The sequence below is a fragment of the Paenibacillus glufosinatiresistens genome, assembly GCF_031470375.1.
Classification (GTDB): Bacteria; Bacillota; Bacilli; order Paenibacillales; family Paenibacillaceae; genus Paenibacillus_AQ; species Paenibacillus_AQ glufosinatiresistens.
Window position 1 is genome coordinate 343360 of the sequence record NZ_JAVFHT010000001.1, and the last position, 17806, is coordinate 361165.

12 protein-coding genes are annotated in these 17806 nt (G+C 46.6%); 10 read left to right on the plus strand and 2 right to left on the minus strand.

Translation table 11 applies throughout. The annotated features are described in order from the left end of the window. Positions 1–41 precede the first annotated feature (41 nt). From RBI05_RS01505 to RBI05_RS01525, 5 genes are all read left to right on the plus strand, one after another. Positions 42–854 (plus strand): GTP pyrophosphokinase, encoded by an 813-nt coding sequence (locus tag RBI05_RS01505; RefSeq protein WP_150458271.1) that lies wholly within the window; start codon positions 42–44, stop codon positions 852–854. Continuing rightward, complete coding sequence (locus RBI05_RS01510) at positions 832–1311, plus strand: DUF309 domain-containing protein (RefSeq protein WP_310549872.1); 480 nt, start codon at positions 832–834, stop codon at positions 1309–1311. The genes RBI05_RS01505 and RBI05_RS01510 overlap by 23 nt, the downstream gene beginning before the upstream one ends. Positions 1312–1408: 97 nt before the next feature. Next, positions 1409–2989, plus strand: a complete 1581-nt coding sequence (locus RBI05_RS01515) for an RsmB/NOP family class I SAM-dependent RNA methyltransferase (protein WP_310549873.1) — start codon at positions 1409–1411, stop codon at positions 2987–2989. A 4-nt stretch (positions 2990–2993) separates the two neighbouring features. Next, positions 2994–3761: a pseudouridine synthase gene (locus RBI05_RS01520; RefSeq protein ID WP_310549874.1), complete on the plus strand. Its 768-nt coding sequence runs from the start codon at positions 2994–2996 to the stop codon at positions 3759–3761. Positions 3762–3784: 23 nt separating this feature from the next. Further along, on the plus strand, positions 3785–4585 hold the full coding sequence (locus tag RBI05_RS01525) for an HAD family hydrolase (protein ID WP_150458274.1): 801 nt from the start codon (positions 3785–3787) through the stop codon (positions 4583–4585). Positions 4586–4707: 122 nt separating this feature from the next. Here the strand turns inward: RBI05_RS01525 and RBI05_RS01530 are convergent, their stop codons facing one another. After that, the gene (locus RBI05_RS01530) at positions 4708–6144 is read right to left on the minus strand and encodes an RsmB/NOP family class I SAM-dependent RNA methyltransferase (RefSeq protein WP_310550072.1); all 1437 of its coding nucleotides are present in this window, start codon (positions 6142–6144) and stop codon (positions 4708–4710) included. A 187-nt stretch (positions 6145–6331) separates the two neighbouring features. Between RBI05_RS01530 and RBI05_RS01535 the strand changes: the two genes are divergently transcribed. Further along, entirely contained in the window at positions 6332–7471 is a 1140-nt protein-coding gene (locus tag RBI05_RS01535) for a glycosyltransferase family 4 protein (protein WP_310549875.1), read from the plus strand. A gap of 494 nt (positions 7472–7965) precedes the next feature. On the opposite strand, the gene radC is transcribed toward RBI05_RS01535, so the two are convergent. Continuing rightward, positions 7966–8574, minus strand: coding sequence for a RadC family protein (gene radC, locus RBI05_RS01540; protein ID WP_310549876.1), 609 nt, complete (start codon positions 8572–8574; stop codon positions 7966–7968). A gap of 183 nt (positions 8575–8757) precedes the next feature. Here radC and RBI05_RS01545 point away from each other — a divergent pair, with 183 nt between their 5' ends. The 4 genes from RBI05_RS01545 to RBI05_RS01560 all read left to right on the plus strand — a co-directional run bounded on the left by RBI05_RS01545 (position 8758) and on the right by RBI05_RS01560 (position 17487). After that, the gene (locus RBI05_RS01545; RefSeq protein WP_310549877.1) at positions 8758–9957 is read left to right on the plus strand and encodes an ABC-three component system protein; all 1200 of its coding nucleotides are present in this window, start codon (positions 8758–8760) and stop codon (positions 9955–9957) included. Next, complete coding sequence (locus RBI05_RS01550; RefSeq protein WP_310549878.1) at positions 9954–10469, plus strand: three component ABC system middle component; 516 nt, start codon at positions 9954–9956, stop codon at positions 10467–10469. Before RBI05_RS01545 ends, RBI05_RS01550 begins: the two co-directional genes overlap by 4 nt. Then, positions 10432–12381 (plus strand): DUF3732 domain-containing protein, encoded by a 1950-nt coding sequence (locus RBI05_RS01555; protein WP_310549879.1) that lies wholly within the window; start codon positions 10432–10434, stop codon positions 12379–12381. Before RBI05_RS01550 ends, RBI05_RS01555 begins: the two co-directional genes overlap by 38 nt. Positions 12382–12462: 81 nt before the next feature. Further along, a complete protein-coding gene (locus tag RBI05_RS01560) occupies positions 12463–17487 on the plus strand; it encodes a sacsin N-terminal ATP-binding-like domain-containing protein (protein ID WP_310549880.1) in 5025 nt (1674 codons plus the stop codon). Positions 17488–17806: the final 319 nt, after the last annotated feature.

A 17806-nucleotide genomic window follows, 5' to 3' on the forward strand; every position in this document is an offset into this window, starting at 1 on the left:
GAGCGGCGCCCGGGAAGCAGCTACAGACAGGAGGAAGGACGATGGACGGCAGGGATTGGGGCACTTTTTTGCTCCCGTATGAACAGACGGTGGAAGAGCTGAAGGTCAAATTCAAGACCATGCGCTCGGAGCTGAAGAAGCGGGAGGAATACACGCCGATCGAATTCGTTACGGGCCGCGTGAAGAAGCTGTCCAGCATTCTGGAGAAGGCCAAGCGGCTCAATGTGAAGATGGAAGATCTGGAGACGGGCATCGAGGACATGGCGGGCATCCGCATCATGTGCCAGTTCGTCGAAGACATCCGGCGGGTCGCGGAGATGATCCGCGCGCGCAAAGACCTGGAAGTGCTGTACGAGAAGGACTACATTACGAACTATAAAGAAAGCGGCTACCGCAGCTTCCATATGATTATCAAATATCCGGTGCAGACGGCGCTGGGCCAGAAGATCGTGCTGGCCGAGATTCAGATTCGCACGCTGGCGATGAATTTCTGGGCTACGATCGAGCATTCGCTCAACTATAAATACCGGGAGAGCCTCCCGGACGAGATTCGGCTGCGGCTGAAGACGGCGGCCGAGGCCGCTTCGATCCTCGACGCCGAAATGTCCAGCATCCGGGAGGAAATTCTGGATGCGCAGAAGACGTTCGAGGAGAACTCGAATACGACGACCCAGGTGCTGCACGCCATTCACCAGCTCTATTTCTACCACCTGGTGAACGAAGCGATCGCCAGCCAGGAGCGGTTCAATGAAATCTGGCAGGCGCAGGACATGGAAGCGATGAAGGAGCTGCTGACAGAGGTCCGCGCCCTGATCTCGGCGGCGAAGAAGAATGGCAGTCCGGATGGCCTATGAACCGCTGTACGTCGCGTACCTGATCTACTTCAACCGGGACCGCGACTACTTCGAGTGCCATGAGGTGCTGGAAGAGCTCTGGCTGGCCCGGGAGCGGGACCCGCTCTACAAGGGGCTGCTCCAGGCTGCGGTCGGACTCTACCATTACCGCAGCGGCAACGTGCGCGGAGCGCGGATGATGCTGGCAAGCTCGGCCGGGCGGCTGGAGAAGTACCCGGCGGTAACGCTCGGCATCGACCTCGGGAAGCTGAGAGCCGAATGCGCGGCGTACGCACAGCGGCTGGAGGCCGTGGAACGGGGCGCCGAAGCCCCGTTCGCCTATTACGATCTCGACATCGAGATCGTGGACGGAGCGCTGGCCAAGGAAGTGTCGCTGCGTTCCCGGACGCTGGCGCCGAATGTTCCGCAGCAGCGCGGACCCCGCCGCCGGAAGAACCCGGCCGGCAAGCAGGATTAAGCCGGATTGAATGCATAGCAAGCCGACGACACCCGCAAGGGTGTCTGTCTTTTAACAGGATCAAGAAAGCGAAGCAATTAGAATCAGGAGGACGGGTATGGCAGCACAGCTTCCCCCATCATTTACGGCCCGCATGCAGGAGCTGCTCGGCGAGAGCTACGAGGCATTTGCGGCCACCTACAGCCAGAAGCCGTACAGCGGCATCCGCGTCAATACGCTGAAGGTGCCGGCCGAGACGCTGGCGGCGATCAGTCCGTTCCGGCTGGAGCCGATTCCGTGGTGCGCCGCCGGATTCTATACGGAAGAGAGCGCCCGTCCGGGCAAGCATCCGTATTATCACACGGGCCTCTATTATATCCAGGAGCCCAGCGCCATGGCGCCGGTGGAGCTGCTGGATGTGCAGCCCGGCCACCGGGTGCTCGACCTGTGCGCTGCTCCCGGCGGCAAATCGACGCAGATTGCGGCCAAGCTGGCCGGAGAAGGGCTGCTGGTCAGCAATGACCTGCACCCCGACCGGACGAAGGCGCTGGCGAAGAATATCGAGCTGTGCGGCGTGCGGAACGCCGTAGTGCTCAACGAGAGTCCCGAGCGGATCGCAGCGGCGTTCCCGGCGTTCTTCGACCGCATCCTGATCGATGCGCCCTGCTCGGGCGAAGGAATGTTCCGCAAGGACGAGGACATGGTCCGCCAGTGGAATGAAGAGTCGCCGGACCGCTACGCCGGGATGCAGCGCGATATTCTGGAAGCCGCCGCCGGAGCGCTGGCGCCGGGAGGAAGACTCGTGTATTCCACCTGCACCTTCTCGCCGGAAGAGAACGAAGGCAGCATTGCGGGCTTCCTGGCGAGACATCCGGAATTCCGGGCGGTGCCGGCGCTTGGCGCGGAGGGCTGGATGCCCGGCTTCCCGCCTCTGCCGGAGGCGGCCCGGCTGTGGCCGCATCTTATCAAGGGCGAGGGGCATTTTCTCGCGGTGCTGGTTAAGGATCGGGATGGAGCAGCTTCCGCGGCGCCTTCGGAACTTCCCGCTGCCGGGGCAGGCGCCGCTGGCGGAAGCGGAACGGGAGCCGGGAATGACCGCGGAGCAGACGACGGCCGTTCCCTGGCCGTCCGTCCGCTACGGGAGAACCGGCGGAGCGGAGGCGGCGGCAAGGGCCGGGGGGCCGAGGCCGGTCCCCGGGGCGCTCAGCTGGGCAGCGTCCGTCGCGCCGGAAGCGGAGCGGGAGAGGTGGCTGGCGCCGCCGATGCCGCCGGGCTTTTTGCCGCCTTCGCTGCGGGGCAGCTGACCGCTGTTCCAAGCGGTGAATTTATCCGCTTCGGCGGCCATCTGTACCTGTCTCCGCTGCCCGCAGAAGCGCTGGACGGATTGAAGACCGTCCGCCCCGGCTGGTATCTGGGCGAAGCCCGGAAGGGCCGGTTCATTCCCGGCCATCCGCTGGCCACAGCGCTGAAAGGGGAAGAGAGCCGACGCAGCCTGTCGCTGGACAGCGGCAGCCCGGAGGCGGTCTCGTACCTTAAGGGCGAGACGCTGACAGTCCCGCCGGAACGGCTGGCGCTTGCAGACGGAGCGGAGCCGAAGGGCTATGTGCTCGTCTGCATCGACGGCTACTCGGCCGGATGGGGCAAATGGCAGGACGGCGTGCTGAAGAACGAATATCCTGCCGGATGGAGGTGGACGTAAGACGATGGCGAGCAAAGAAACGGCCGGAGGCCGGGGGCGCACCCAACGGCTGGACAAGATTCTTGCCCATATGGGGCACGGAAGCCGCAGCGAGCTGCGGAAGATGGCCCGTCAGGGCGCAATCCGGGTCAACGGTCTGGCAATCAAGGATTCGTCGGTGCATGTGGACCCCGCGGTCGATGTAATTGAAGTCGGCGGGGAACGCGTGCTGTACCGTGAACATATTTATCTGATGATGAACAAGCCGGCGGGCGTGCTGTCGGCTACCGAAGATGCGCGGGACCGGACCGTGCTGGACCTGCTGGACCGCAGCTATACGGTCTTCGAGCCTTTTCCCGTGGGAAGGCTGGACAAGGACACGGTCGGGCTGCTGCTGCTCACAAGCGACGGTCAGCTCGCCCATGAGCTGCTGTCTCCCCGCAAGCATGTGCCGAAGACCTATGAAGCGGATGTGGAGGGCGACGTGGGGCCGGAGGATGTCCGGGCTTTCTCCGAAGGCGTAACGCTGGAGGACGGCTACCGGACGCAGCCCGCCGAGCTGACGATTCTCTCCCGCGAGCGGCGCGGAGACCAGACAATCAGCCGCATCTCGCTGACAATCACCGAAGGGAAATTTCATCAGGTCAAGCGGATGTTCCTCTCGGTCGGCAAGAAAGTCGTCTTCCTGAAGCGGGTGGCGATGGGGAGGCTAATGCTGGACGAGGCCCTGCCCGCCGGCGCCTGCCGGGAACTGACTGCGGAAGAGATGGCGCTTCTGCTGCCGGAAGACTAAAGAGAGCAAGGGGATGGTGGAGCATGACATACAAACTGATTGCCCTGGATGTCGATGGAACGCTGCTGAACGACGAGCATCAGCTCAGTGAAGCGAACAAGGAAGCGATCGCCGAGGTGACCCGGCGCGGAAGCCGGATCGTGCTGTGCACGGGCCGCAATCCGAAGAATGCGATTCCGATTATGAAGGAAATGGGACTGACCGGCTACGTGCTTGCCGACAACGGCGCGGTTACGGTGGCGGTCGAGGACAGCCAAGTGCTGCATCAATACGGAATGGATGCCCGGGGACTGGACCCGTACATTGCGTACTGCCGGGAACGGGGCATTCATTTTGACGTCAATACGGCATTCGATCTCTATGTGGACAATGTCGAGCATCTGGCCCAGGAAGCGATGTACATGTACGAGCATCTGGAGCTGGTGCCGGCGACGCTGCCCTCCTGGGAGGAGGTCGCCGAGCCGATTGTCAAGTTCACCGCCTTCGCCCAGCGCGAGGTGATTGAGCAGGCGATTAAGGATTGGGGGCTGTGGGACCCGGTCTTCACCGTTACCCGCAGCGGGGAGTTCTTCATCGACATTATGCATCCGCAGGCTTCCAAAGGCAACGCGCTGAAGGAGCTTGCCGCCCGGCTGGACATTCCCCGCGAGGAAGTGCTGGCCATCGGGAACTATTTCAATGACATCTCCATGCTGACGTATGCGGGACTCGGAATTGCCGTCGATAATTCGCCGGTCGAGGTCAAGGCTGCGGCCGATGCGGTTACGCTCAGCAACAACGAGAACGGGGTGCGGGCGGCGCTGCTGGAGTATGCGCTGAACTAAATGTCTCTCTTCTCACAGGTACGCGCAAAAGCCCGGCGATTCTTCGCCGGGCTTTTGCGCGTGAATAAGGCTTTCGCACGGTCCGGGGGACCTGTGCGGAACTTCCAGAGCAATCATCTGCCTCAGGGAATGCGCAGCCCCTTCGGCAGATGATTCTTGAGCTGGCCGCCGCTGGCCTTGCCCCAGCCGAGCGGCAGCCCGTCTACCGTGACCAGGCACCAGCCGCGCAGGCTGGCCTCTACGGGCAGACTCTCGCCGCGCAGCCAGGCCGCCGTCTCGGAAGCGTCTGCGGCCAGATTGAACGTGCGGGCGGCCTGCTCCGGCGACATCGCCATCGCCAGGGCATGGGCCGGCTCGATCCGGTTCTTCTTGAGCTGGGCGACATGCAGACCCGGCCGGGGAGTCTTCAGGCCGTTGAGCTGCTCCGGCGCGAAGCCGGATCGGGGATCGGCGAAATCCTCCGGCAGCAGATACAGCGCCTCGCCGAAGAGCAGCGGCACGCCGGACAGCTCCAGGCCCGGCGCATCCTGCGCCGCCCACTCGCGGACGGCGCGCAGCGCTTCCGCCGCCTGGCCCGGGACGCGCGGGCTCCCGGCCCGGCCCGGCTTGCCGCCGCGCTGGCCGCGGCGCTCCGCTTGGGCCGCTGCCGGATGTTCCTCGGCGGCGCGCTCGTACGCTTCGGCGTCCGGGTCTTCTTCAGGGCCCTTGCGCAGCAGCGCAATGAAATGCCCTTCGCCCTTGATCCGGTGCGGCCACAGCCGGTGGGCTTCGATCAGCTCCATCCCCGGGCAGCCGAGGATAATGCGGGCGACCAGTTCTTCATTCTCGGCCCGGTTAAAGGTGCAGGTGGAATAAGCGAGCGTTCCGCCCGGCTTCAGCATCCGGCAGGCGTCCTGCACGATGTCCCACTGGCGCGCCGCGCAAAGCTCCACATGCTCCGGCGACCATTCTTGAATCGCGCCCGGGTCTTTGCGAAACATGCCTTCCCCGGAGCAGGGAGCGTCCAGCATGATCCGATCGAACCGCTCGGGGAACCGGCGGGCCAGCTCGCCCGGGGTCGCGCAGGTCACGACCGTATTGGCGATGCCGAGCCGCTCGACATTCTCGGCGAGAATGCGGGCCCGCTCGGGGTGAATCTCGTTGGAGACAAGCAGCCCTTTGCCCTCCATGCGGGCCGCGATGGCCGTCGTCTTGCCTCCGGGCGCGGCAGCGAGGTCCAGGATCCGTTCGCCCGGCTGCGGGTTCAGCAGTACGGCCGCCGACATGGCGGAAGGCTCCTGGATGTAGTAGAGCCCGGCGGCATGGTAGGGATGCTTGCCCGGCCGGACCGGGTCTTCGTAGTAAAAGCCTTCCGGGCACCAGGGCACCGGTTCCAGCCGGAACAAATCCGCAGCGCGGGCCGCGGCCGCCGCGCCGGCGCCTCCGGCGCTTTTGAGCGTATTCATCCGCAGACCCTGGGTTCTCGGCTCTGTGTACGTATCGAGCATCGCCTCGGCTTCGGGTCCGAGCAGTTCGCGGACGGCGTTGACGAAGGCGGGGGGCAGCAGTGGCGTATTCATGTTCATATTCTTGGCAGTCTCCTTAAGCAAGGGTACGGATGACAGTGTCATCATGTCTATTGTGCAGTGTACCATAACTCGGAGGCAGCCGTCCCGAAAAGGACCGGGTTACGGTTTTGTCGGTTGCCGCCTGCCGGTTATCCCGGTAATATGAAATCAGACGGCTATCGAAAAGGGGACTTACCGTATGAATCTGCTGCAAGCGCTCTTCTTTCCGCCGGAGCAGCCCGGCGGCGTCTCGTCCATGATACCCTATCTGCAGGAACGCTTCCGCTCCGGACGCTGGGAGATGGATCTGTTCTGGCTGCCCAAGCGGATTCGGGGAAAAGGCAAAGACGACATCGTATTCGAGACCTTCGACTGGACCCTCTATGGGGATAGCCCCGTGGTCCGGAAATATATCCAGACGTACCGGGATTACCTCTGGTGGACGCGGCTCCGCCTGCTGCAGGGCAAGCCGTATGACCTGGTTCATGCCCATCACCCGATTGCCGGTATGGCCATGAAGAAGATCTTTCCGCATATTCCGCTCATTCAGACTGTCCATTCCAGCTATGAGCGCGAGCTCATTCTGAACGGCGCCATTCAGGAAGGCGGGATTGAGCATCAGTTCCTGACCTGCATCTATCGGGAACTGGAGCAGATCAGCGACCGGCTGCTGACCGTGTCGTCCGCTTTTGCCGGCTATCTCGGCCAGTATATCTCCGATCCGTCGCGCATCGGCATCATCCCGAACGGCTTCGACGAGAAGCGGTTCAAGCCCGTCGCCCACGACAACGACGTTCCGCAGCTCGTTACCGTCACCCGGCTTGTACCCGCCAAAGGGCTCGACGTGCTGCTCGAAGCCTGCGGCGAGCTGAAGCGGCGCGGCCATGAATATGTGCTGCATATTATCGGGGACGGCCCGTTCCGGGGGCAGCTGGAGAATCAGGCCCGCGCGCTCGGCATCTACAACGAGACCATCTTCTACGGCTACACCCTCCATCCGGAGGAGTTCATGCCGTTCTTCGACATCTTCGTGCTGCCCTCCCGGGCCGAAGCCTTCGGCTCCGTGTTCGCCGAGGCCGCCTTGAGCTGCCTGGCGCTGGTCGGCACCGACGTCGGCGGCATTCCCGAGCAGATCGACGACGGCGTCAACGGCCTGCTCGTAAAGCCCGACGACGTCCCGGCCCTGGCCGACGCGCTGGAGAAAGTCATCTCCGACCCGGCCTACCGCTACGAACTCTCCCGCTCCGCCTGGGAGAAAGCCAAGACCCTGTATTCCCTGACCCGCGTTGCCAATGAGTTGAAGAAGATTTATTTGCAGTATCAGGTGGGGGCGGTGTAGGGGGAAGAGACATATTAAGAGGATTTAAGAAAGGCAGTCGTTACGGCTGCCTTTTTTCTGTGTCGAAAATCAATATTGTTTTTTTAAAAGACAAAAGAAGGGATCGGCTTCGTGGAACATGAATAAATTTGTGACTAAAATTCACGTTTGCGATACGAATCATAACTCGGTTATTTCTAATTTCAGGAGTGGTATACAATTGCTGATTAAAAAGTGACTCCTGCATTCAAAGCCAGCTGTTCCTGGCTCTGTCCTTTACCAGTGCGCAGAATTCGGATTCTTTCTCTGATAAATTCCATGTTGTTCAATTTCCCCTCACCCCTAACAAAACGATAGAATTTTTTGGAAGGATGCTCAACAGGATATAGTGAGGATTTAAGTGGTTATAACCATGAATTAATACAGGGTATGGCAATTCAAATGCCAGAGGTATTTATGGAGAGGTTTTTAGTAAGAGGAACATACATTAACAAATTAACAAGGTGAAGATAGGATTATATCAAGTCGTGCTCCTTCAAACTGTAAAAGCGATTTCCGCCAATAATTATATGATCAAGGACTTGTATTCCAATGATTTCCCCAGCGGCTATGAGCCGTTTTGTTAGATTGACGTCTTCAATTGACGGCTCCGGGTCTCCGCTCGGGTGGTTGTGAGCGCAAATGAGCGAGGCGCTACAGCGTTTGATTGCTGCATGGAATACTTCTCTGGGATGAACGATGGCGGCGTTCAGAGAGCCTATGGAGATGACTTCTTTGAAGATGAGACGGTTCTTGGTATTGAGGAAAAGGCAGATGAAGTGTTCTTTTTGTTCAAAACGGAGTTCGGGTTCTAGGAGATTATAAACGTCTCTGGGATTTCGGATAGCATTGTTAGACTGCTCCGGGTATGTGAGTGCCTTAGCAAGCTTAAGCATAGCAGTAATTTGCCGGGCTTTTCCTTTGCCGATTCCTTTTATAGATACTAACTGTTGCTCGGATACATCCATTAGTTCTGAAGCCGTAGGGAAGCGCTCGAAAAGCTCTTGAATTGTGTAGCTGTCGTTGCTTTCTCTTAGTGATTCGGATACTAATTGCCTCAGATCATTCTCCCCAGCTTTCTGCATAATGTTTAACCTCCCAAAAGATTTCTGGTTATCGTATGTATAATATAGATTTGAAATTTTCAAATTTACGCCATATTTACATAATTCCCTTAAATAGAACGCGTGTTTGGAAGGAGATGGTAGATTATTGACGAATTATGTATTTTGACTTAGTTCTAAAGTCTATCCATGGTTCTTTAGGAGGTGGCTAACCTGTCAACAAGTATTCACTCTGCTCAAGCCCCTTACTTAGGTTATCGATTTGAGCCGTTTTATGCCTTGATTGTGTTATGGAATGAATCAGTAGATGATTTGGATGAGGTCTACATAGAAGCTGATGATGATATTGTTTTGAAAGGAAGAGATACTACAAAGCTATATCAGTTAAAACATTCAACGAATCGTCCTTCTTCTCTTACAATCAAAAATGATGGTTTCTGGAAAACAATAAGAATTTGGTCTCGATTTGCTTCCATAGACAAACATGAGTTGTTTTTTGTAACGAATGATACAGTTTCTGTTGATAGTCCATTAGAGAAATTAGTAAAAGGTAAAGGACAAAGACAGGACATTGTTGATTTGATGGCTGAGGAAGCACAACGAGTGATCGATATAAGAGAGAAGGCAGTTTTAGCTAAAGCGGAGATCCTGCCGTTTGAGACAAAGATACATGGGTGCCAATCCTTTATGGGGTTATCTCCGGAGGATCGTCTCTCTTTAATTGATAGAATAACAATTCGCTCAAATAATTTTCACATTTTTCAGGTTTACAGCGAAGTTATTAAAAAATTAGAAGATATGGTAGGGAATAAGTTAAGATCGAAAATAGCTAATCGATTACTGGAATGGTGGGACATGAGGTCTTTAAATCCTAAACAACCTATTCGTAAAGCTGAATTATTATTTCAGTTGCAAAGTTTGATAGGACAATTTCAGGATAATAATCTACCTGATGATTATTCTAAGCAAACACCTATCAGCCTTGAACCCGAATTTGGTGGTTTTATGGAAAAACAAATTGACATTGTTAATGGAGGTTTCAGTCGGAAAAAGCGTGCTGCACTTGCAAGATGGCGGGCAAGGAATCAAAGAGAAAAATGGATTACGGATGACATTTTAAATGTTTTCGAACTTGAAGAATACGACAGTGTCTTACTGGAAGCCTGGTCTGATAGGCATGGCCCTATGCAGGATGACTTGTTGGAAGAATCTGAATCTTTATGTAAGAAAAAGGGGTTAGAATTGTTAGAATGGGTGTATTCTGATGCACATCTACATATCAATCCAATTCGGAGTGAATGGAAACAGCACTTTTTAATTCATGGATCATATCAACAGATGGCTGAGGAGTTAAAGGTGGGGTGGCACCCCAAATTCAAAGAAATGTTGAGTGATGAACAATGATCTCCTCGGATACTTATTCAATCACTAATCCGGCATTAGGTTCATTTGTATTGTGGTCTTTTTTACAGGGATATGAGAGCAATAATAAGCAAGGTTGTCCATATCTCTTGCTTTTTCTTCCCCTTCCTTTGATGTTGTCAGAAAGCATACGAAAAGACTTCAGAGGGACTAATTCAGCTACGGGATTACATGCATGGGTTTCTAGAAATCAAAAAACATTACTGCGTTTCAGCGAGAGAGTGGAAAAGACAAGTTCGATCTCAAAAGAAGCTATTATTTTTGGAGTAAGCAATAAAATCTTACAGTTCCAAGATGACGGTACTTTAACTACGCTTAATAAAGGACTCATCATGAAGAAAGTAAATAGTCTTTCTGACGAGCTTAAAGAAATAGCATCAGCATCAAAAAAACTAGGTAATTGGATGTCTCAAATGGAATCTTCATCAAGTATCTTAATTAGTCTGGGGTTATTTTATGAGAAGATGGAACATTCAGGGAGTATTTTTATATAGTCATGATAACAGACGAAGTGAAATAACCTTTGATTTAGAAAAGGTAAACATCATTACCGGGGATTCGCAGACGGGTAAATCCGCCCTACCTGAGATTATTGACTACGTTTTGGGTTCAAAAGAATGTCACATTCCTTCTTATGTGAGACGTAGTGTCTCTTGGGTTGGAGTGCTTTGGAGAAAAAATGAAACCCAATTTGCAATGTTTAGAAAGGTTCCTCGTGCACCTCAGAAATCTTCCGTTACTATGCATTGCTTAAAGGGAAAGAACTTGACCATCCCAGATACAGCAGATAGTATACCAGAATCAACCAATTTAGAAGGGGCACTTAGGCAGTTTGAACGTCTTTTAGGAATTGGAGACGTGAAAAGTGAGATTTATGATAGTGATAGAGACAGTAAGACAATTAGCTTGAGAAGTGCAGTCCCATATTTGTTACAGGATGACAATATTATCATTAATAAAACTATATTGATTCGTGGAACAGAGGATTATGAGAAACGACAGACGATTATTGATGCTTTACCATACTATCTCGGGTTGATTAATGAAGAAACAATGGCTAAAGAAGTTGAGTTGAAGAGTCTACAAAAAGAGCTTCGTCGTTTAGAAAAAAACAGTTCTGAAGATGAACGAATATCAAGTAGTTTAAAGGCTAATACATTTTTATATGAAGCTGCGGAACTTGGTTTAAGCTCTTTACCCAATTTAGGTATGTCTGAGTTAAAGATTAACGAGATGCTTGAAGAGGTCAGTAAATGGACTCCATTGTCTCCAAGTACAGAAGCAGAAGACACCCTTTCGTCTTTATATGATCAGCTTTCACAATCTCAGAGTGAGATTATCTCTATCAAAAGACGCATTAATTATGCAAAAAAATCCATTGATGCAGCTTCACATTTTGAAAACACAACACATAGTCAAAAACAAAGACTTGAAATAATCAATATTTTTAAAAATCCCGTTGAACCAGAGTCCTGCCCATTATGTAATCAGGCTTTGGAAAGAAAAAACGAATCTATTAAAAAAATCAATGAATCTGTTGAGAAGGTTCGCTCAGATATAAGTTCTATCGAAAAAGAACGGCCTAAACTTGATGATTACATTAATTGGTTAAAAGAATCTCTAGCAGTTGCAGAAGAAAATATGAGTGTTATTCAAGCTGAGATTTCAGCACTCATTAAAGATAATGACTCCTACGAGTTGGGGCTAGGTTTAAATGACCGAAGAAATCGTCTGATCGGGAAAATAGAATTGTACTTAAATTCTGTGCGTCAAGTTGCTTCTAAGAAAACGCAAGGATTTAAAACAAACATCCCTAGATTGAAAGAAAGAATTGAATCGCTAGGAGAAGAGCTTAATATTGACGCAAGAAAAGAGGCCCTTGAAAATGCCGAAAGAAGGATAGCTGATATTGCAAAAACCATAATATCGAAATTACCCTTTGAGCAAAGATATAAAGACAACCCTCTTTATTTAAACTTAAGAGATTTTAAAGCAGGCGTATCACTTCCCTCTCGCATAGAGTACATGAGAGATGTAGGATCAGATGAAAACTATTTAAGTCTGCATGTATCTATACTTCTTGCTTTACATAGACACTTTTTTGAACGGGATCGACCTGTTCCGGGAGTTTTACTGATCGATCAACTTAGTCGACCATATTTTCCATCAGATAAAGAGCCTTCAATGGTTGAAATAGCTGATGAAGAAATGGACAGGGATAGGGAGGCGCTCTTACAGTATTTTGAACTCCTTTTTAAAGAAGTGGAGCGTGGAGAATCATTGCAGATTATTGTTATTGAACATGCATATTTTAAAAATTATCCTGAATATGTTAACGCGGTGAAGAAAAAGTGGAAAAAAGGGATTGATGGGTTAATTCCGTTGGGGTGGCCCGAGAAGGATTAATTTAACAGTTTAAACGATCAATTATTAATTCATATTAGGTGAACTCTAACGCGTAAGCAAAAGAATGAAAGGAACATTCAAATGAGTTTAAAAGAAGATGTTGAAAAAATTTTTTCAGAAAACACTAATTATGCAAACCCTAGTCAAGCAGTAAACCAAGCTAGTTCACTTAATGCATTATCAGGTGACTTATATACTGATTCTAAGCGATTTATTTATGAACTTTTACAAAATGCAGATGATTCTTCTAATGAAAAAGGGAATGTGAAAGTTTGGATAAAGATTTTTGGTGATAGTTTAGTCTTTGCTCATTCAGGTAAACCATTCACTACTCGTGATCTTCAAGGAATTTGCAACGTAAATAATGGAACTAAAAAATCAGATATAACGAAAACTGGCTATAAAGGAATTGGTTTTAAATCGGTTTTTGGACAATCTGATAAAGTTACGATATTTACAAAAGGCGAATATTTTAGATTTGACTCTTCTTATTCATTTGAATGGAAATGGGAAGAACCAAAACTAACATGGGAGAAAAATAATGACCGAGAATTTCAATTTCCTTGGCAAATAATACCTATATTTACAGAGTCACATGAAGTTTTTGGACCTATCAGTAAATTTCTTGAATATATTGGTGCGAATGTTGCGACAATAATTCAAATGAAGAATGTAAACGAGACGAGTCAAGCTGTTCAAAGCCTATCTCAGAACTTAAACATGTTCTTATTTCTTAAAAATATCTCTGAAATTAATTTTGAAATAACAGAATTAGTTACTGTTAAAATCGATAGAACTATTGAGGGTAAAATCACTTTGCAAAAAGGTAATAGTCCAAAGGTAGAGTGGTTAATAAATACAATTAATCTAACGGTTCCTAATGATTTAAAAGCTGTACTGCAGGATGAACGGAATATCCCTGAAAAATTACTTAAGGCTGATTCTGTAGAGTTGTCTTTAGCTGCTAGAATTGGGCTTGATGGTATTGCTAAACTTTCAAATCAAGAAAAACTTATATATTCATATTTACCAACTGGTGAGACAAAATACAATTTCCCAGTACTTGTGAATTCAAGTTTTCTAACCACTTCAAATCGTGAATCTCTGCATGTAGATTCAAAATGGAACCAATGGCTTTTTAAAACAATTGCCATTGAGATTTTTAAGTGGATTTCAAATTTAGTGAGTACTCAGATTCGATTTCAAGCATATCAATTAATACCTAAAGATAGTCATTTAGATAGTCATTCTAACGAGTTGGGAAAGAAATTTAATGAGGGTATTAAGTATGCCCTGAAAAATATTCCATTTGTTGTTTCTAGAGAAGGGCAGTTAATTAAAATTGAAGAAACGATAGTTGATTTCACCCATTTATCTGAGAAGTCCTTTATAGGAGAAGAACCTATTAAGAAATATATTGATAAAAATAATGCGAAAAAATTCGCTGGAAATTCTAATTATTTTCTTGAGTTTAAAAGGCTTGGTTCTTCATGCTTTGAATGGAAACAACTCAAGGCGTTCCTTTCTTCAACGTATTTTACTGATACACATACTATTTCAAATAATATTGAACTTATAAAGCACTTTAAAAAAATCTGTGAAATTGATCAGGGAAATGACATTTCGAAAGTTGAACTTACTAAAATGCCTTTTCTTTGGGATCATAAAAATTGCATTAATTATCCATACCAAGTATGTATTCCTACAGCAGATGATCAAAACTGGGATAATCCCAATAGTGACTTATCTTTTTTGCATCGAGATCTACAGAATTGGCTTTTCGAAGATTTAGAAAGTAGACATTGGCTTGAGAGTTTAGGAGTAAAGGAAAAAACAGATATTACCTATATAAGCCAAACCATATTGCCAAAAATCGATGAATATATAACACCCGAGAATGCCTTACAAACAGTTTGGGATTTGTTTAGTTTATATAGAAAGGGAACCCTTAAAGAAGAATTGATAAGGCAACTATCAAGACTAAAGCTACTAACCCAAAGAAATTCTTTGTGTCCAGCCAAAGATTGTTATCTTTCTGATTATTATAAACCACGGTTGGAAATTGAGAAAATTTTAGAAGAAGATATTTTTGTTCAAGAATCATATTGTACAAATGTCCTGGAAAAAGATGAATGGAAACGTTTTTTAAAAATTCTTGGGGTTCAAGAAGGAATTAAACCGTTATCATATTCACAGAAAACGTCAAGAGCAGAATTAATTAAGGAGGATTTTAATGATAAATATTTTGAAACTAAGGATAAACGGTTTACCCCTGCATATAGTACTTTTATAGCAGATGTTTTTAGTAATATGTTAACTATGAATTTTATACAACTTACAGAAAATAACTCTACCTTTGCTTTGAAATTTTGGTCTGACTGTATAGAAAACTATTCGCCTGATATAATTAAAGCACCAGCAACTGCATATTGGGGATACGAGGGTAGAGATGGGCGAATAACTGGCGATAAAATCGAAAACTTTATCCCATGGTTTGTTAAAAATTTAAAATGCATTCCTACTCTTTCAGGAGAATGTGAAGCTTCTTCTTCTGTGTTTCTTAATACCGAAGAGATAAAAGGTATATCAGGAAAATACTTAAAAGTGTTCAAAGGTCCGGAATTATCTGCGGATTGGAAATCATTCTTTAATTTTAAAACAAGCCTGGAATTGTCGGATTATTTAACTTTACTTACTAAAATTTCAGCAGATGTTGATAATAATGGATTCCTTAAAAATGAGAATTACAATAAAATTCAATCTGTTTATTCCGCATTATTAGCTCAATGTGCTAATTGGAGCACAGATGATATTTCAAAAGTTGAAGAATGGGCAGATGCCGGTTTTTTATTGAATACCAAGAGGCAATTCACTGAATGTAATACTCTTAAGTATTTCTTAGATGGCAACGAAGTTATTTTTCAAGATCAGTATTATTTTATATCGCTCAATGCTGAAAATAAAAAAAATCCTAATCTACAAACATTTTTAAAGCATTTAAAAGTAAAGTTATTGAGACAAAGTGAGTTTGAGTTAGTCCACACTCAAAAGGAAGAGTGTTCGGACTTAAGAACTCAATTGAATAGTATTATTCCATTTTTTAAAATATGGATTGAAAATGAGGATATTGATGCTAAAACAAGAATCAGTATAGAGAATATACAATGCAAAATTGAAACCTTAAATTTTTTTCAGGCTGAAGATCTTAAAATTACGTATCAAGGTATTAATTTTATCAAGAGCGTTAATGTTCATTTTAATGAAACTAGCCTTTATGTAACAAACCCTTGGAACTCTAATAGTGTATTACTAAGGTTATCTGAAGTTTTGTGCGTTTGTTTTGACCTAGTAGGTCATGATAAAAAATTAGATTTTTTACTTAGATCTACTGTCAACGAGATTCAAAAGTACTTTATTCAGGAAGAGTTGAACATACCGGAGGGAATTCTAGACGCAGGTGGTAATTTCATAGCTGAAGAAAAAAATCAAAAGATAAATTCTTTTGCAGATATTGAGATTGCAATTAATGAAAAACAGATATCCCCAGAGTTTTTTCATATTACAAAGCACGAATATAGTAAATTACAGTATATCCAACAACGTATTCCAAGAGCAGTAGCTAATGTAATAGAACATTTGAAGAGATTGCCGGAATACGAGTGTTCATATTCTTATATTATTGCAGACAGCATTATTGGTGGAATTACGAAAAATGGTAACGAGATAACTGTAGTAGCTAGACCTTCAGATAATGATCATGTATTAATTTATTCGACCTCCGAATTTGATGTTCTTGAATATGTGGACGCTGAACTTTGGTGCGAAGATGGTATAAATGTCCCTAAACAAATAACGTTAGGACAGTTCCTAAGAAAAACTGAAGTCAATAGAATTCCTATAAGAAATATAGATATCACAGAATCGGAACTAGAAACAATTCTTAATGATTCTAAATCTGAAGTATTAGAATTTAATGCTGTACCATATGTTCCACAAAAAATAGCGAAGATAATTGCTTCATTTGCTAATACAAATGGAGGAACATTGATTTTTGGAATTAGAGAAAAATCAGCGGTTGTAAATGAAATTGTTGGATTGAGTAATGATTTTCAAATTGTTGAAATTACAAAAAAAGCAATTTCTCTTCTTTCACCTATTCCAATAGTAACTTATAATTGGTTAAAAAGTCGGGGAAAGTCCATTTTCGTAATTAAAATAGAAAAGGCAAATGAAGATATATTATTGGAGAGCCAAAAATACATCAGAGAAGAATCAAACAGTGTCTTAGAAGAAAAGATATCAGAATATAAACCTAAACTGAATGTTACTAGGCCCCAAAAAACCATAGCGATTATAATAGCAATAGAAAACTATGCTCCAAGAGACGAGAATCAAGTATCAAGGGTGAAGTATGCTATTAATGATGCACTAAAATTTAAAGAAACATTAAAAAATACTATGAATGTCGATGAAGATGATATCTATATGTTTATGGATGAGAAAGCTTTAAAAAGTAGCTTGGAATACGATTTGAGGGGCTTATTCAATTATTTAACAAGAGAAGATCGCTTAGTGTTCTATTATGTTGGCCATGGTTTCCACAATGGTATTACAAATTACTTATCAACTTACGACATGCATCAATATCATATTGCAGAAACTGCAATTTCTTTACGTAAGCTTCTACTTGATCCTTTAAAAAAATCAAATTGCGAAAATGCACTTATATTTATTGATGCTTGTGCACAAAGCTTTCAGGATGAAAATGAACGTAGCCAAATTACTGATATTAATGATGAAGAGTTAGTATTACTAACTAATGAATTTCCGTACTATGCAACATTCCTATCTTGCCAACCAGGACAAAGTTCTTATTCAAGTGATACCTTAAATAATGGAATATGGACTCATCATTTAGTTAAAGCATTAAGTGGTGATGTATTAGAAGTCCTGCGTAATAATAAATATGTTACGGATAGGCTATTAAAAGACTATCTTTCTAGTAGTGTACCTATATATACAAAAGAAGAACTTGGGTACAATCAAAACCCCAAAGCGATCCTAGATTCGAGCTATGAAAATGTCATTTTAGAAGTGGAAAAATAATAAGAAATGTTTGGTTATTCAATATTGTAGGAGAAGCATGCTTTCCTGTCCAATCAGTTTGCTAACATTTTTGCTAACATGGCTCCATATCCAAATCCTCGAACATAGAGAGTATGGAACACCAAAAAGAGCCTTAAACCCGCATGGATAGAGGCTTTTTGCCCGGTCTTCCCGTCATGTAGAAGAGGGGCCAATATAGCCGTTTCAGGACTTAAAATCCTATGAAGAAAAAGCACTAATCTTCCCGTTTTACAAACCCTATATCCTCAAAGACGGCCATCCCCCCGGATGGCCGCCTTTTTTAATCCCCTTCTTCTAC

Bases quoted from the DNA above. Each gene is read 5' to 3' on its own strand.
- RBI05_RS01505 (WP_150458271.1), top strand. From the start codon at position 42: ATGGACGGCAGGGATTGGGGCACTTTTTTGCTCCCGTATGAACAGACG.
- RBI05_RS01510 (WP_310549872.1), top strand. From the start codon at position 832: ATGGCAGTCCGGATGGCCTATGAACCGCTGTACGTCGCGTACCTGATC.
- RBI05_RS01515 (WP_310549873.1), top strand. From the start codon at position 1,409: ATGGCAGCACAGCTTCCCCCATCATTTACGGCCCGCATGCAGGAGCTG.
- RBI05_RS01520 (WP_310549874.1), top strand. From the start codon at position 2,994: ATGGCGAGCAAAGAAACGGCCGGAGGCCGGGGGCGCACCCAACGGCTG.
- RBI05_RS01525 (WP_150458274.1), top strand. From the start codon at position 3,785: ATGACATACAAACTGATTGCCCTGGATGTCGATGGAACGCTGCTGAAC.
- RBI05_RS01530 (WP_310550072.1), bottom strand. From the start codon at position 6,144: ATGAATACGCCACTGCTGCCCCCCGCCTTCGTCAACGCCGTCCGCGAA.
- RBI05_RS01535 (WP_310549875.1), top strand. From the start codon at position 6,332: ATGAATCTGCTGCAAGCGCTCTTCTTTCCGCCGGAGCAGCCCGGCGGC.
- radC (WP_310549876.1), bottom strand. From the start codon at position 8,574: ATGCAGAAAGCTGGGGAGAATGATCTGAGGCAATTAGTATCCGAATCA.
- RBI05_RS01550 (WP_310549878.1), top strand. From the start codon at position 9,954: ATGATCTCCTCGGATACTTATTCAATCACTAATCCGGCATTAGGTTCA.
- RBI05_RS01555 (WP_310549879.1), top strand. From the start codon at position 10,432: ATGAGAAGATGGAACATTCAGGGAGTATTTTTATATAGTCATGATAAC.
- RBI05_RS01560 (WP_310549880.1), top strand. From the start codon at position 12,463: ATGAGTTTAAAAGAAGATGTTGAAAAAATTTTTTCAGAAAACACTAAT.